12 protein-coding genes are annotated in these 13,559 nt (G+C 67.5%); 2 read left to right on the plus strand and 10 right to left on the minus strand.

Annotated elements, in window-relative coordinates:
* Positions 1 to 24 precede the first annotated feature (24 nt).
* Together VGB75_15135 and VGB75_15140 are read right to left on the minus strand one after the other, a co-directional pair.
* Complete coding sequence (locus VGB75_15135; GenBank protein HEY0168374.1) at positions 25 to 2,031, minus strand: glycosyltransferase family A protein; 2,007 nt, start codon at positions 2,029 to 2,031, stop codon at positions 25 to 27.
* Between the two features lie 68 nt (positions 2,032 to 2,099).
* On the minus strand, positions 2,100 to 2,885 hold the full coding sequence (locus VGB75_15140; protein ID HEY0168375.1) for a class I SAM-dependent methyltransferase: 786 nt from the start codon (positions 2,883 to 2,885) through the stop codon (positions 2,100 to 2,102).
* 271 nt (positions 2,886 to 3,156) lie between these two features.
* On the opposite strand from VGB75_15140, the gene ribA reads away from it, so the two are divergent.
* Together ribA and VGB75_15150 are read left to right on the plus strand one after the other, a co-directional pair.
* Positions 3,157 to 3,792, plus strand: coding sequence for a GTP cyclohydrolase II (gene ribA / locus VGB75_15145; GenBank protein ID HEY0168376.1), 636 nt, complete (start codon positions 3,157 to 3,159; stop codon positions 3,790 to 3,792).
* Between the two features lie 61 nt (positions 3,793 to 3,853).
* Entirely contained in the window at positions 3,854 to 5,746 is a 1,893-nt protein-coding gene (locus VGB75_15150; protein ID HEY0168377.1) for a WD40 repeat domain-containing protein, read from the plus strand.
* Between the two features lie 84 nt (positions 5,747 to 5,830).
* Here VGB75_15150 and VGB75_15155 read toward each other — a convergent pair whose 3' ends face one another.
* The 8 genes from VGB75_15155 to ftsH all read right to left on the minus strand — a co-directional run bounded on the left by VGB75_15155 (position 5,831) and on the right by ftsH (position 13,406).
* A complete protein-coding gene (locus tag VGB75_15155) occupies positions 5,831 to 7,189 on the minus strand; it encodes an MATE family efflux transporter (GenBank protein HEY0168378.1) in 1,359 nt (452 codons plus the stop codon).
* Between the two features lie 115 nt (positions 7,190 to 7,304).
* The gene (locus tag VGB75_15160; protein HEY0168379.1) at positions 7,305 to 8,252 is read right to left on the minus strand and encodes a hypothetical protein; all 948 of its coding nucleotides are present in this window, start codon (positions 8,250 to 8,252) and stop codon (positions 7,305 to 7,307) included.
* An 82-nt stretch (positions 8,253 to 8,334) separates the two neighbouring features.
* Positions 8,335 to 8,784: a DUF3180 family protein gene (locus tag VGB75_15165; protein ID HEY0168380.1), complete on the minus strand. Its 450-nt coding sequence runs from the start codon at positions 8,782 to 8,784 to the stop codon at positions 8,335 to 8,337.
* The gene (folK, locus tag VGB75_15170) at positions 8,781 to 9,278 is read right to left on the minus strand and encodes a 2-amino-4-hydroxy-6-hydroxymethyldihydropteridine diphosphokinase (protein HEY0168381.1); all 498 of its coding nucleotides are present in this window, start codon (positions 9,276 to 9,278) and stop codon (positions 8,781 to 8,783) included. The genes VGB75_15165 and folK overlap by 4 nt, the downstream gene beginning before the upstream one ends.
* Complete coding sequence (folB, locus tag VGB75_15175) at positions 9,275 to 9,664, minus strand: dihydroneopterin aldolase (protein HEY0168382.1); 390 nt, start codon at positions 9,662 to 9,664, stop codon at positions 9,275 to 9,277. The genes folK and folB overlap by 4 nt, the downstream gene beginning before the upstream one ends.
* The gene (gene folP, locus VGB75_15180) at positions 9,661 to 10,506 is read right to left on the minus strand and encodes a dihydropteroate synthase (GenBank protein HEY0168383.1); all 846 of its coding nucleotides are present in this window, start codon (positions 10,504 to 10,506) and stop codon (positions 9,661 to 9,663) included. The genes folB and folP overlap by 4 nt, the downstream gene beginning before the upstream one ends.
* Complete coding sequence (gene folE / locus VGB75_15185; protein HEY0168384.1) at positions 10,503 to 11,075, minus strand: GTP cyclohydrolase I FolE; 573 nt, start codon at positions 11,073 to 11,075, stop codon at positions 10,503 to 10,505. The genes folP and folE overlap by 4 nt, the downstream gene beginning before the upstream one ends.
* 21 nt (positions 11,076 to 11,096) lie before the next feature.
* A complete protein-coding gene (gene ftsH, locus VGB75_15190; GenBank protein ID HEY0168385.1) occupies positions 11,097 to 13,406 on the minus strand; it encodes an ATP-dependent zinc metalloprotease FtsH in 2,310 nt (769 codons plus the stop codon).
* Between the last annotated feature and the right edge of the window lie 153 nt (positions 13,407 to 13,559).

Here is a 13,559-nt window from a genome sequence, read left to right on the forward strand (position 1 = left end):
GCACACGCCGGCACGTCCGTGCGCTTATCCGCCGGACCCGACCCGCGTGACACGGCGGCAGAACTCCAGGAGACGGGGCAGCTGCTCGTCGAAGTTGAAGAACTGTCCCGCGGCGCGCGCGTTATCTGTCAATCGGGCCAGGTGCGAACGGTCGCCCAGCTTTGCGGCGAGGTCCGGGATGCCTTCGAAGGAAATCGCGATATCGAGCTTCTCCGCGAGGTTCCGGATCGCCACCCGGTGCCCGGCGTTCTCGGCGACGATCAGTGGAAGCCCGCCCACCGAGTACGTTCCGAGGCGTCCAGGAAGGTTCAGGTCGTCCCACTGCGCGCGCCGCAAGTCACCCTTGTTGCTGCTCTGATGCACGTGCGGCCAGGCCGCGTCATACTGCGAGAGTTCCCGTGCCCAGTCCTTTGGCTCCACGTTCGGGTGCAGGTGCATGAACCGGCTATCGGCTCCGGTCTCGATCCACTCGCTGCTCCACTTCTGGTACGTCTCGCCATACACGTGAACATGGATTCCCGCCGCAGCCAGCACGGGCATCGGCTCGAGAAACGACCTGCTTTCGACTTTCACGCGGCCAACGCACACCGTGTGAATCTCGTTGTCCTGACTGGACAGCTTGGGCGACCACTCCTCGGTGAACCAATTGCCCTTCGGAAGGTCGCCGTCGAGGATCAGGACGCGGTCATCGCTGAGGTCGACACCGCTGTGGATCTCAAGGAACTCGCGTGACTCGTCGTTGATCAGCACGACTCCGGCGCTTTGCCTCAGAGCCGTGACGAGCGTCGGCCAGAGCCCCATCTCCATCGCGAAGAACGGGCTCTCCTTGAAGTGGAAGACGATGGGGATGTCGAGTCGGGCTGCCAGAACGCTTTCGATGAGGGGCAGGGCTTGCCAGTTCAGCAGCGCATAGATGAAGTCGGGAGCGATCTCCTTCACTCGCTCCTTCCAGTGCTCGTCGAAGGGCACGTCGGTGACTCCCTGAAACGGCAAGGGCCCCACGGTCTGCCAGGCCTGCGGTGTCTGGGTCCACATGCCGTACAGCGAGTGCCCCTGCTCAGACATCGCCAGCAGCCGCTCCGGGTTGAACCCGAGCTCGCCGGCGACCAACACGCGCAGCCGTTCCCCCACGGGCACGGCATGGGAGCCAGCGTTCTGATCCTCCTCGAGCGGGCCGTAACGCGCGTTCTGATCGTGCGGCAGGCTCCAGAACGAGGTCTTCCAGTTGATCTTCTCGCCGGTCCGGATCCCATAGTGTTGGCGATACCTGGCTAAGCCGAATCCTCGTCCCGTCGGCTCAGTCGGGTGGATGTACCCGCGGCCCCCGATGATCTTGTGTCTCTGATCCGGGTGGTCACCCCACTCGCACGAGATCTCGCCGGTGTGCTTGAACGTGGCTCCCTGCGCGGCCAACGACCGCCAGTAGTCGATCTCGAGGGTGTCCGACACGCCCTCGGCCCTCGTCGGCCAGCTGACCTTGTGCTCGAGGTCCCTGCGGTGAATCACCTGGACAAGTGCCAGGAGGTTGCCGTTGCGTAGATCCTCGAACGGCGTCTCCTCGGTCCGAGCCAGGAACGCCGCCTCCTCACCGACCACCTCAGCGCCTCTGAGCGTCGGCATCTCGACGCGGACGCGGAAGGGCTTGCTCGCCTCCGTCGTCTGCCACCAGCGGACGCCGCCATAGGCGGCGTAGCAGTCAGGGAACTGCTCCAGCAGCGCCAAGCCATCCTCAAGGTGCGCCGGGTCGAAGTAGTCGTCAGAGGGGAGATAGGCGATGTGCCGACCGCGAGCTAACTCAAGCGCTCTGGTCAGAGCCGCCCCGAGTCCCTGGTTGACCTCATGCCGGTGATAGACGATCCGATCGTCGCGGTAGCTCTGCAGGACCTGCTCGGTGTCGTCGGTCGACCCATCGTTGACAACGATGAGTTCCCAATCCCCGACGGTCTGGTGGGTCAGGCTGTGCAGTGCCCTGGGCAAGAAGAGCGCCTGGTTATAGGTGGGCATCAGCACAGAGACCGCGGGACGGGACATCTTTCAACTACCTCCGGATCGTTTACAGCTCGCCCACGGCGGTGTCAACAGTGGAAAATCCACTGCGATCACTCGGCCCTACCGCAGAGGATAAGGTAAAAGGGCACGTCCTCAGCACGCTCGAAATTACTGGGGTACTCGAATTCGTCTCTTCGAGGAGCTCCTTCTGACAGGCCCTCGAGTGCGAATCCAGCGTGCGACAGTGCGGATAGATAGGAGGCGATGGTCCGGTGTTGCTTAACGACTTCAGACCCCAGCCAAGGGCAAATTCGCGGCCCTTCTCTGAAGTAGCCCGAGACCGCCCACCTGCCGGCCCCGGGGGCCAAATCGGCCTGGTCGTAGTTGCTGGTGATGACGGGGTGCTCCACTGAGGCGACCAATCTTCCTCCGGGCCGCAGGCATGACCGCACGCGCCTTAGCAAATCCGTCAAGTCAGGGATGTAGTGAAAACTCATCCGCGCGACCACCACGTCGACCTCGATGCCGTCGGGGTTCCACTCCTGAAGGTCCGCGTGGACCAGCCGCACCCGCGAGTCCTCGCCGAGCCGTTCTCTGGCGGCTTCCAGCATCCGAGAACTGCCGTCGACCCCGAGGTAGGACTGAGCCCCTGCCTCCAGCAGCTCCAAGCCGTAACGCCCGTCGCCGCAGCCCAGGTCAAGCACCGCCAAGCCCTCGGGCCGCCCGACGAACTCCTGAACCGAAGGCTGCTCAAGGCGCAGATTCGCATCGTCGGGGCCGTTGCGAACCTGCATGTATCCGTTGAAGGTATTCGGGTCGTCGTAGAACTCAGGTCCAGTCTGCGGTGTAGCTGCTGTATCCATCAGCCTTCCCTTCGCGACGATATCTGCGGCCATCCTGCCAGTTTCACGCGTAGCGGCGGCCCCCGGGACTCGGACAAACACCACCGACGCGCCATATTAAAGGTCGCGACAACGCGACCCCGTCCTGCCAAGCCGACGGCCCCCGCAAGCCATGCTTATTGAAGATCGAGGGTAGGTGAAAGATCGAGTTTAGGGTATATTTCCGCTGACTTGTTCGGCCGAGCAGTCACTATGCGGGCCGAAGCTGCCTCCTGCCAGGGAGCGCGCGACGTCGGTAACAGGGAAACTAAGGGGTGTGTCGGCCGTGCTTGACATCAGCCAAGAGATACCGAGCTTTCCGCCTGCAGTCATCAGAAAACAGGTCACGATGCCCTTGCGCCTTCATGAAGGCGAATTCGCTTCTGCGACCGCTGTGACATTCGATGCGCTCACTGACGGCCTTGAGCACGTCGCGCTCGTCTTCGACGGGTGGCAGGAGGCCCAGGCCCCGCTCGTGCGTTTGCACTCCGAATGCCTGACCGGCGACGCGTTCGGGTCCGGCCGCTGCGACTGCGGACCGCAGCTTCGCGAAGCCATTCGGGCCTGCCACGCAGAGGGCGGGATCATCCTCTACCTGCGGCAGGAGGGGCGCGGCATCGGTCTGTACAACAAGTTGGACACCTACCTGCTCCAGGAGCAGGGCCTGGACACCTACGAGGCAAACCGCGCGCTGCACTTCGAGGAAGACCCGAGAGACTACGAGCAGGCAGCGCAAATGCTGCAGGCACTCAACGTGAGATCCGTTCGCCTGCTCACGAACAACCCCGACAAGGTCTCGCAGCTACAGAGCTACGGGATTGCCGTCGCACAACACCCCACCGGTGTGTACGTCAACACCCACAACGCGGGCTATCTCCGCGCGAAGATCGAGCACGGTCGCCACGCGATCGAGTTGCCCTAGCGCCAGCCCGCCCCTTTCTTGACCAGAGACACTCACTCGTTGGCGCGTGAGCGCGCCCAGGATGAAAGAGGTAATCGTGTACGAGGTTGACGTCCTTTCCCCGGCTACAGCCGTGGCAGCCGACGCTCACGCATCGCCTCAGACCACGGTGGCTTTCGCTCCCGACAGCGAGCATTACGCCAGTGGCAGTTACGACGGCCGAGTGGTCCTGTGGAACCGCCAGCAGGCCGACCCCCTCTGGGTGGGCCGTCACTTCCGCCTCGTCAACGTGGTGCGCTTCTCGCCCTCAGGACGCCTTCTCGCCAGCGGCTCGGCGGACAAGACCTGCCGCATCTGGGACGTCGCGACCGGGCAGGTGCTACAGGTGCTCGCACGCCAGCCGGACGACATCAACTCCATCGCGTGGCTGGGCGAGGACCGGATAGTCACGGTGAGCCAGGACGGCACTGGCCGGGTCTGGGACGTCGAGGCCGGCACGATGGCCGCCGGGGCCATGTTCCACTCCGATCACTGCATGGCCGTCGACACCTCGCGCAACGGCCTGATCGCCACCTGCGGCGAGGACGCCCGGATCAAGATCTGGGATGCGCAGGTCAACCCAGTCGGCGAGCTGGATCGCTCAGGCCACGTGGAGATGTGCCGCTGGTCTCCGGACGGCACGCTCCTGGCCGCCAGCTGCGACGACGGGTTCGTCCACATCGTCAAGCCCGACGGGAGCCTGGTGACCAAGATCGGGCCCTACGTCGCAGCCGTCAAGGCGGTGGCGTGGTCCTCCGACGGGCGTCACGTCGCAGTCGGCGCGTACGACAGCACCGTCGCGATCTGGCACGTCGACTCGGGCGAGATCGTCAAGAGCTGGGTCGGGCCGCAGCTGTGGCCGAGGTCCCTGGATTGGTCGCACGACGGGCGAACCCTCATCGTCGGTTCGATGGGCACCCGCCCTGCGCTGCTACCCGTTGACGGCGACGATCTCAGGCCGACTGCCGCTGACACCGCGGTGGAACAATTCGTGACTCCGGGGCCCGGCACGCTCGGCGTGAACCACCTCGCCGTCGGCTCCGATCTTGTCGTTGCCGGAGCGGACAACGGGACCCTGCGGGTCTGGCGGTCTGGCGCGACCGCAGGCGAAGAGATCGCCGTTGCCGGCGGAAGCCTGGTCAACGCTGTCGCGGTGTCTGCCGACAACCCTGGCCTCGTAGCGTATGGAACGTTCTCCGGCAGGGTGGAGTTGCTCGACGTCGACAGCCAGCAAGTGCTGGTCTCCCTCAAGCGTGACCACCCGATCAATCGAGTCGGCTGGTCGCCTGACGGTCGCACTCTGGCCGTCGCAGACTACGAGGGTCGGCTCGATTTCTACGCCTGGGACGGCAAGGAGCTTGGCAAGCGCGGCTCGTCGCAAGAGCATGAGGGCGCGGTCAAGGACCTGGCGTGGGTAGATGACACATCCCTCGTGACGGCGTCGACGGACCGGACGGCCAGGCTGATCACCACCTCCGGCCAGACGCTGCGGGTGTACCGGGGCCACGGCGAGCTCATCAACTCAGTGTCGGTCGGGACAGTAGGCGGCAGGCGTCTGGTCGCGACCGTCGCGCGAGACCGCACAGTGCGCATCTATGACCTGGACAGCGGCGCCCTGCTGAGGGTCCTCCTCGGCCATGACGAGTCGGTCAAGGCGGTGGCGTGGAGCGATGACGGGCGGCCGATGCTGCTCACCGGAAGTTACGACTTCACGGCGCGGGTGTGGGTGTTGGACCCCAGCAGCCTCCAGGTCGAGGACTGTCACGTTCTGGTGGCGCACACCAGCGCGGTCAGCACCGTGGCGTGGGCACAGGGCAAGCCCCTGACGGCGAGCTGGGACGGGCGCGTACTGCTCTGGCACGGCCTGGGCGAAAACGCCCCCGAGCCGGTGGACCTCACCACGCGCGCGACAGCTTCCGACGGCGCTCAAGGATGAGCTCGGGCGCGGACGCCGGGTCGCTGACGTGGCCCGGCTGCCGCTCGCATCACTGAGGCGAGGCCGCTTGCCCGTGGCGAGTGCCTAGCTCGGCAGGACGGCGCTCGTCCTTGCCCAATGGCCCAATCTCCATCGCAGCGTCAGCACAGCGCAGCGAATCCCCTCTTCCGCTGCCATCGCGATCCAGATTCCCAGCAGGCCCAGATCCATCGGGACGGCGAGCAGGTAGGCCAAAGGCAGTCCCAGCAGCCACGTTATGGCCAGTGAAGCGACGACAACGGTCCTGCCGTCTCCCACCGCCACCAGCGCGAATCCCGTGACAGCGTTCATCGAGCGGAATGGCTCCAACACCAGCCCGATCGCGAAGAGGGGCGCCGCCAGAGTCAGGACCCCGGGATCGTCTGTGAACGCGCGAATGAGCTGCGAAGCCATGGCCCACATCAGGACAGCGGTGACAAACGCGCCGCCCACTGCGCGGACCCTCCCGTTCCACAGTCGGGCACGGACCTCGTCGAACTCCTCAGCGCCGTAGGCCTGTGACACGCGGATCTGAGTGGCGATCGCCAGGGAGAGCGAGTAGTAGAACGTCAGCGAGGTCACCTGGACCACGTAGGCGCGCGCGCTCAGAGACTCGGTCCCCAGGCGTGCCACCAACGCCGTGAGCGCGATGAGGAACAGGTTGAACTGCACCGGTTCCACTGTGGAAGGGATCACGACACGGGCCATCTGCCGCGCCGTCTCCGCCACGCGCTTGCCTGTAGGCCGTTCTCGCCACACCCCCGTCGGCATCACACCTCGCGCCTTGCGCGCGATGACGCTCGTGTTCGCGACCAGACCGAACGCCGTCACCAGCGTTATGACCAACACTGGATGCTCGGTTCGGGTTGTCCAAGGAAGTAACGCCAGATTCAACGCCACAGCAGTGACAGTGCCGGCCGCGGACCCCCACATCCCGGTACGCGTGTCGCCCCTGGCGGCCAGGAAGCCGGTGAGCGTAGAGCGGACTGCGATGAGCGCGAGCCCGATTGACCAGCCGATCAGGTACTGCTGTCCATAAGCAGCTGCGTCTCCGGACAATCCCATGGCGTGCGATATCTCCGCACGCAACGGTATGAGGACTGCCACCAGGGCCAGGGCTAGGACCAAGGAGACGACGATCGCGACCTGCTGGGCTTCGCGCACCAGGTCGACTCGCCCAGCGCCCCAGTATCTGGCGATCACCGAGCCGGCTCCCTGGGCAGACAGCCGGAGGATGGTGATCCCGAGCAGGATGAGCGGAAGCATCGCGGCGTACCCGGCAACCGCGTTCTCTCCCACCCTGCTCACGAAGTAAAGCTCCGCGACGCCGCCCGCGAAGATCAACGTCATGTCCGCTGCGATCGGAAGCGCAAGCTGCCAGAGCCCGGGGGTTCGGCTTTCTGGCTCCGTCACGTCGTTCTGCATGAAGCCACCCTATCGGCCAAACCGGGCGAGAAGTGTTTGAGTTCCGCCCCTGCTGTGCACGTCATCGGGCATCGAACACTGCCTGAGCCCCGTGCGACTGGTCCTGCGGCCTCGACTAGGTGTCCAGCCTGGCGAACCGGTCCGCCTGCTCGCCGTCGGCCCGGCGCCTGCCTTGGTAGCGCTGGGCCGGCATCGGTTCAGGGTCCGGAGCGCGGCGCCGGCCGGCCTGCCGCTCGATGGCGAGCTGGGCCTCAGAAGCCTTCGAGGGCTCCGCCGCGGGTGGTTCGCCGGCCGGTGACGGGACGCCCCGCACTCCGGCAGCCGGTGGTTCGGCGGCCGGGGCCGGCGGGAACTCGACCAGTTCGGCGCCGAGGACCTCAGTGGGCCGCTGCCGGCTGGGCTGGGCCGGGCTTAGGTCGAGCGTGCGGACCGGCGCGGCCAGGCTCTCCTGCTTGGCCGCGGCCAGCCGGCGGATCTCGTGCTGCAACGCCTCGAGGTCTGAACCGATCACCCGGGTGGTCTCGATCCGTTCCAGGCGCAGCTGCCCTCCCAGCTTGTCCACCACTTCAGCGCGCAGCGCGGCTACCTCCTCACGCAGCGAACCGAGCTGTTCGGACAGCACCCGCTCGATCTCGCGCCGCAGCGAGATCTCCAACTCCAGTTCCGATGCCCGCCTGGCCGCGGCCTCGCGGGCGAACTGCAGCTCCCCGAACTGGCGCAGTTCGATCTCCTGCGAGAAGCCGGCCTGCCTGGCCGCCTCCAGTTGCTCCTGTTGCGCGGCGACCACCTTGAGCTGGGCCCGGTGCAACTCCGCTGCCTGGGACCGGGCCTCTGCGAGTTCGGCCTCGGCGAGGTTATCGGGCCGGCCGTGCCCGGCTCCGAAGATTCTGAAGGCCGCGATGAGAGCCGACCACAACCCGAGCAGCACCCCGAGCTGCAGCAGCTTCTGGCTGGTGCCGAACACCACCAGGCACAGGGCGGCAACGCCGAGCCCGGCGGCGGCCGCGGTAGCAGCTGTCCGCGGTACCCGCTGGAACGTCCACGACGTGGCGAGGCGGGGCATATCGGGTAGTTTAAGGCAGCAGGCGGCTACCGCAATGGCAACCTCAGCAGTGCCCCGCGGGGCCGCTCGGCCACCGATCAGCTCAGCGGCGGTCGTGCTGGGGATCCACCCCGGCCCGTTCCAGCAGCAACCCCGCCCCCAGCAACGCTGCGGTGACCAGCAGCAGCAAGTACCCGACGCGCAGGTCCTGTCCGGCTATGTTGGCCTGCCCGGCCGAGGGCAACAGCTTCAGCACCAGGGCCGCGGCGGCCCCGGCGACCAATGCCGCGACCAGCGCGGTGGCCTTTCCCAGGGCCACGGCTCGGGCGATCGCCAGCGCTGTCATCGGCTTGGTCCGCGGCTGGCGTCGCACCGCCGCCCGCACCCGGCGAGCGATCACCACTTCGGCGACGGCCAGAGCCGCGATCGGCAGCGCGGTGAACCACTGCAACGGCGGCAGCGACTCGTAGCCGATCCGCAGCAACGAGTAGACCCCGACGCCCGACAACAGGAACGGGATCAGCAGGTCGGTGAGGCTGGTCCGGCGCGTCATGGCCACAGCTCAGCTGTCGGCAGCAACCGCACGGCGGTGACCTCGTCCTCGGGCAGGGCTTGCATCAGCTGCAGCACCGAGCCCCGGCCGGGCAGCTGGGCCTCCGGCTCGACTGACCACCACGGCACCAGGACGAAGGCGCGTTCGGCTGCGCGCGGGTGCGGCAAGGTCAGCTCGGGGTCCTCGCTGCGCACGTCGTCGACCGTGATCACGTCCACGTCCAGCGTGCGCGGGCCCCATCGCAGCTCACGGGTCCGACCGGCCGCCTGCTCACAGGCCTGGGCCCGTGCCAACCAGTCAGCCGGGGTGGCCGTGGGATCGGCCACCAGCACGACGGCGTTCAGGAACGGCTGCTGCTCGACCGGGCCCCAGGGCGGCGTCTGGAACACCGGCGAGGCCGCTGTCAGGTAGGGCGAGAGAGCGGCCACAGCCGAGCGCAGCTGGGCCAGCCGATCACCCATGTTCGATCCGATCGACAACACCGCGCTGCTCATCGGCCGACTTCGGCGCGCTCGCGGCGAATGGTCACCGCCACGTCGCCGAAGCTCAGCGCGATCGGGGCCTGCGGCTTGTGCACGGTGACGGTGGCGGCCTGGACCCGCGCGTCGGCCAGGCACACCCGGCAGAGCCGGCCGGCCAGCGTCTCCAGCAGGTTGACGGGTTCGCCGGCGATCACCGCGGCCAGCGCCTCGGCCAGTTCGCCGTAGTGCACCGTGTCGCTGAGCTGGTCGCTGGCAGCGGCCGCCCTGGTGTCGAACTCCAGCTCGACGTCCACCACGAAGTCCTGGCCGTCGGCGCGCTCGAAGTCGAACACCCCGTGGCGCCCGCGCACGCGCAGCCCGCTGAGACAGATCCGGTCGGGTTCCTCGCGGCCGGTCATCGCGCGGCCAGGATCGCCGCGGCCACCAGCGCGGCATCGACATTGGGTGGCACCTCGTGCACCCGGACTCCCCAGGCGCCGTTCAGCGCGGCGAACATGGTGAGCGCGGCGGTGGCAGCCTCGCGTCCTGAAGTCGGACGGGCCTGGCCATCGGAGTCAGCAAGCAGCGAGCCGAGGAACGACTTGCGCGAGGACCCGATCAGGACCGGCAGGCCGGTGCTGGTGAGCGCCTCAAGGCGCGCCAGCAGTGCCCAGTTGTGCGCAGCCCCCTTGGCGAAGCCGAGCCCCGGGTCGAGCACCAGCTGGCTGGCGGCCACCCCGGCGGCCAGCGCCTGGTCCACCCGGGTCATCAACTCCGCGCGCACGTCGGCGACCACGTCGTCATAGTGGGCCAGCGCGGCCATGTTCGCCGAGTGCCCCCGCCAGTGCATCAGCACCCAGGGGCAGCCGGCGTCGCGCACCACCCGCGCCATGTCGGGATCGCCGAGACCACCGGAGACATCGTTGACGACACGGGCGCCGGCGGCGATGGCCTGCTCGGCGACTGCGGCCCGGTAGGTGTCGACGCTGACCGCCAGCCCGGCGGCCGCCAGCTCGCCGATCACCGGCAGCACCCGGCGGGCCTCTTCGGCGGCGGCCACCCGGACCGCGCCGGGCCTGGTCGATTCGCCGCCGACGTCGATCAGGTCAGCGCCCTGGGCGCTCATCTGCCTTGCGTGCGCCACTGCGCTGTCGAGGTCGGGATAACGGCCGCCGTCGCTGAAGGAGTCCGGCGTCACGTTCAACACGCCCATCACGATCAGCCGATCGACGCGTTCCGGTAAGCCGGGCGGGCTCGTCATCGCCCGAGGATGAGGCTCATGGCCTCGGCCCGGGTGCGGGGGTCGCTCTTGAAGATGCCGCGGACTGCCGAAGTCATGGTGCGGGTGCCGGGCTTGCGTATCCCGCGCATAGCCATGCACAGATGCTCGGCCTCGACCACCACGATGACGCCGCGGGGCTCGAGCTTGCGCATCACCGAGTCGGCGACCTGAGCGGTCAAGCGCTCCTGGACCTGGGGGCGCTTGGCGTACAGATCCACCAGCCGCGCCAGCTTGGACAGCCCGGTGAGCCGGCCTTCCACGCCCGGGACGTATCCGACCGCCGCAGTGCCGTGCCAGGTCACCAGGTGATGCTCGCAGGTGGAGTACAGCGGTATCTCCTTGACCAGCACCAACTCGTCGTGGTTCTCGTCGAACGTGGTGCGCAGCACATCCTCGGGCTCGACGTGCAGGCCGGCGAAGATCTCACCGTAGGAGCGGGCGACCCGCGCCGGGGTGTCACGCAAGCCCTCGCGGTCCGGGTCCTCCCCGATCGCCAGCAACAGCTCTCGGACAGCAGCTTCGGCGCGAACCAGGTCGACCTGGCTCATCTGGCGCCCCGGCCTGACGGCTCAGCGATGATCATCGCCTTGGCCGAAAGGCCAGTGCGACCGGCTCGGCTGACCTGGGTCCACGGCAGGCAGCTGCTGGGTCTCATGGTCTTCGGGCCGGTTGCCCGAGCCCTTGTCGGAGGGCGCGGCAGGCGCGGCCGAAGCGCCCGAGGACGGCGGCCCGGACGGGAAGCCGGCATCCAGCGGCGGATAGCTCTGCGGCGGCGGATAGCCGGGCGCCTGCGGATAGCCGGGCGCCGGCGGGAAGTAATCCGGCGTGGGCGAGTAGCCCGGCGCCTGCTGGCGGGAGTCACCGGTGGCTTCCTGCGGCTGGTCATAGCCGGTGGGCGGGTAGCCGGCCGGCTGCGGCTCACCCTGGGGCGCGCTGTGCTTGGCCAGCCCGTTGGCCGTGCCGTTGGAGCGCGAGAGCGCCACCGGGATGTCGATCGGCGGCCGGTCAGAGGGAGTGCGCTTGCCGAAACCGGAGAAGGTGCTGTGCGGCGGGCGCTTGTGCACCGGCGCCAGGATCCGCTCGAGATCCTCCTTGTTCAGCGTCTCGCGCTCGGCCAGCTCCAGCACCAGCTGGTCCAGCACGTCGCGGTACTGCACCAGGATCTCCCACGCCTCGTCGTGCGCGGCCTCGATCAGCCCCCGCACCTCCTCGTCGATCCAGGCGGCGATCTCTTCGGAGTAGTCGCGCTGGTGGCCGTAGTCGCGGCCCATGAACGGCTGGGAGTCCGAAGTCCCGTACTTCACCGCGCCGAGCTTGGCGCTCATGCCGTACTCGGTGACCATCGAGCGGGCCAGCGCGGTGGCCTTCTCGATGTCGTTGGAGGCGCCGGTGGTCGGCTCGTGGAACACCAGTTCCTCAGCGGCACGGCCACCGAGGGCGTAGACCAGCTGGTCGAGGATCTCGGCCCGGGTCTGGGTGTAGCGGTCTTCCAGCGGAAGCACCAGGGTGTGCCCGAGCGAGCGGCCGCGGGGCAGGATCGTGACCTTGTGCACCGGGTCGAGATTGGGCATCGCCCAGGCCGCCAGCGCGTGGCCGCCCTCGTGGTAGGCGGTGACCCGCTTCTCCTTCTCGCTCATCGCCCGGGTCTTGCGCTCAGGCCCTGCGATGACCCGGTCAATGGCCTCTTCCAGCGCCTCGTTGGTGATCAGGCGGCCGTTCTGGCGGGCGGTCAGCAGCGCGGCCTCGTTGATCACGTTGGCCAGGTCGGCGCCGGTGAAACCAGGGGTGCGGCGGGCGACGGTGCCGAGGTCGACGTCCGGAGCCAACGGCTTGCCCTTGGCGTGCACGTCCAGCACCGCCCTGCGCCCGATGATGTCGGGCGGCGAGACGGCGATCTGGCGGTCGAAGCGGCCGGGCCGCAGCAGTGCCGGGTCGAGGATGTCGGGACGGTTGGTGGCCGCGATCAGGATCACGGTGCCCTTGACGTCGAAGCCGTCCATCTCGACCAGCAACTGGTTAAGGGTCTGCTCGCGCTCGTCGTGGCCTCCGCCCATGCCGGCGCCGCGGTGCCGGCCGACGGCGTCGATCTCGTCGACGAACACGATCGCGGGGGCATTGGACTTGGCCTGCTCGAACAGGTCGCGGACCCGGGAGGCGCCCACGCCGACGAACATCTCCACGAAGTCCGATCCAGAGATCGAGTAGAACGGCACGCCGGCCTCGCCGGCCACCGCGCGGGCAAGCAGCGTCTTACCGGTGCCGGGCGGGCCGTAGAGCAGGACGCCCTTCGGGATCTTCGCCCCGATCGCCTGGTACCGGGCCGGGTTGGACAGGAAGTCCTTGATCTCCTCGAGCTCTTCGATCGCCTCGTCGGCGCCGGCGACGTCGGCAAAAGTGGTCTTGGGAGTGTCCTTGCTGACCAGCTTGGCCTTGCTGCGGCCGAAGCTCATCACCTTGGAGCCGCCGCCCTGCATGTTGGACATGACGAAGAACAGCACGCCGACGATCAGCAGGATCGGCAGCAACGACAGCAGGATGCTGACCAGGGCGCTCTGCTTGCTCTGCTTCGTGGCGAAGGTCGCGCCCTCGGACTTGCTTCGCAGGTCGTTGGTCAGGGCCTGGGTGTAGTCACTGGGGTAGGACGCGCTGATCTTGTTCTTGCCCGCGAACGGGGTCTTCAGGTCGAGCTCGACCCGCGACTCCTTGTCGTGGATCGTCGCCGACTTGACGTTGCCCGAGGTGATCTGGGAGAGCGCCTCAGAGGTCTTGACGGACTTGTAGGGGCTCTCGCCGGCCAGCATCTGCGGCAGGGCGAAGAGCAGGATGACTGCGACGGCGATCCACAGTATCGGTGAGCGAGCTAGGCGCTTACGATCCATATTGCGTCCGCCCGGGTCAGTGACAACCGGGCGAGTCCTCCTGATCAAGGGCCGGGAATGCTGGTTCGGACGGTACACGCAGCCATCTAGGCCTGCGTTAATCGAACGCTGCACGCAGCGAGGGAGTTCCTCACACACCAGGATATGTGAGCT

Source organism: Jatrophihabitans sp. (assembly GCA_036399055.1).
Taxonomy (GTDB): Bacteria; Actinomycetota; Actinomycetes; order Mycobacteriales; family Jatrophihabitantaceae; genus Jatrophihabitans_A.

Bases quoted from the DNA above. Each gene is read 5' to 3' on its own strand.
- VGB75_15135 (HEY0168374.1), bottom strand. From the start codon at position 2,031: ATGTCCCGTCCCGCGGTCTCTGTGCTGATGCCCACCTATAACCAGGCG.
- VGB75_15140 (HEY0168375.1), bottom strand. From the start codon at position 2,885: ATGGCCGCAGATATCGTCGCGAAGGGAAGGCTGATGGATACAGCAGCT.
- VGB75_15150 (HEY0168377.1), top strand. From the start codon at position 3,854: ATGAAAGAGGTAATCGTGTACGAGGTTGACGTCCTTTCCCCGGCTACA.
- VGB75_15155 (HEY0168378.1), bottom strand. From the start codon at position 7,189: ATGCAGAACGACGTGACGGAGCCAGAAAGCCGAACCCCCGGGCTCTGG.
- VGB75_15160 (HEY0168379.1), bottom strand. From the start codon at position 8,252: ATGCCCCGCCTCGCCACGTCGTGGACGTTCCAGCGGGTACCGCGGACA.
- VGB75_15165 (HEY0168380.1), bottom strand. From the start codon at position 8,784: ATGACGCGCCGGACCAGCCTCACCGACCTGCTGATCCCGTTCCTGTTG.
- folK (HEY0168381.1), bottom strand. From the start codon at position 9,278: ATGAGCAGCGCGGTGTTGTCGATCGGATCGAACATGGGTGATCGGCTG.
- folB (HEY0168382.1), bottom strand. From the start codon at position 9,664: ATGACCGGCCGCGAGGAACCCGACCGGATCTGTCTCAGCGGGCTGCGC.
- folP (HEY0168383.1), bottom strand. From the start codon at position 10,506: ATGACGAGCCCGCCCGGCTTACCGGAACGCGTCGATCGGCTGATCGTG.
- folE (HEY0168384.1), bottom strand. From the start codon at position 11,075: ATGAGCCAGGTCGACCTGGTTCGCGCCGAAGCTGCTGTCCGAGAGCTG.
- ftsH (HEY0168385.1), bottom strand. From the start codon at position 13,406: ATGGATCGTAAGCGCCTAGCTCGCTCACCGATACTGTGGATCGCCGTC.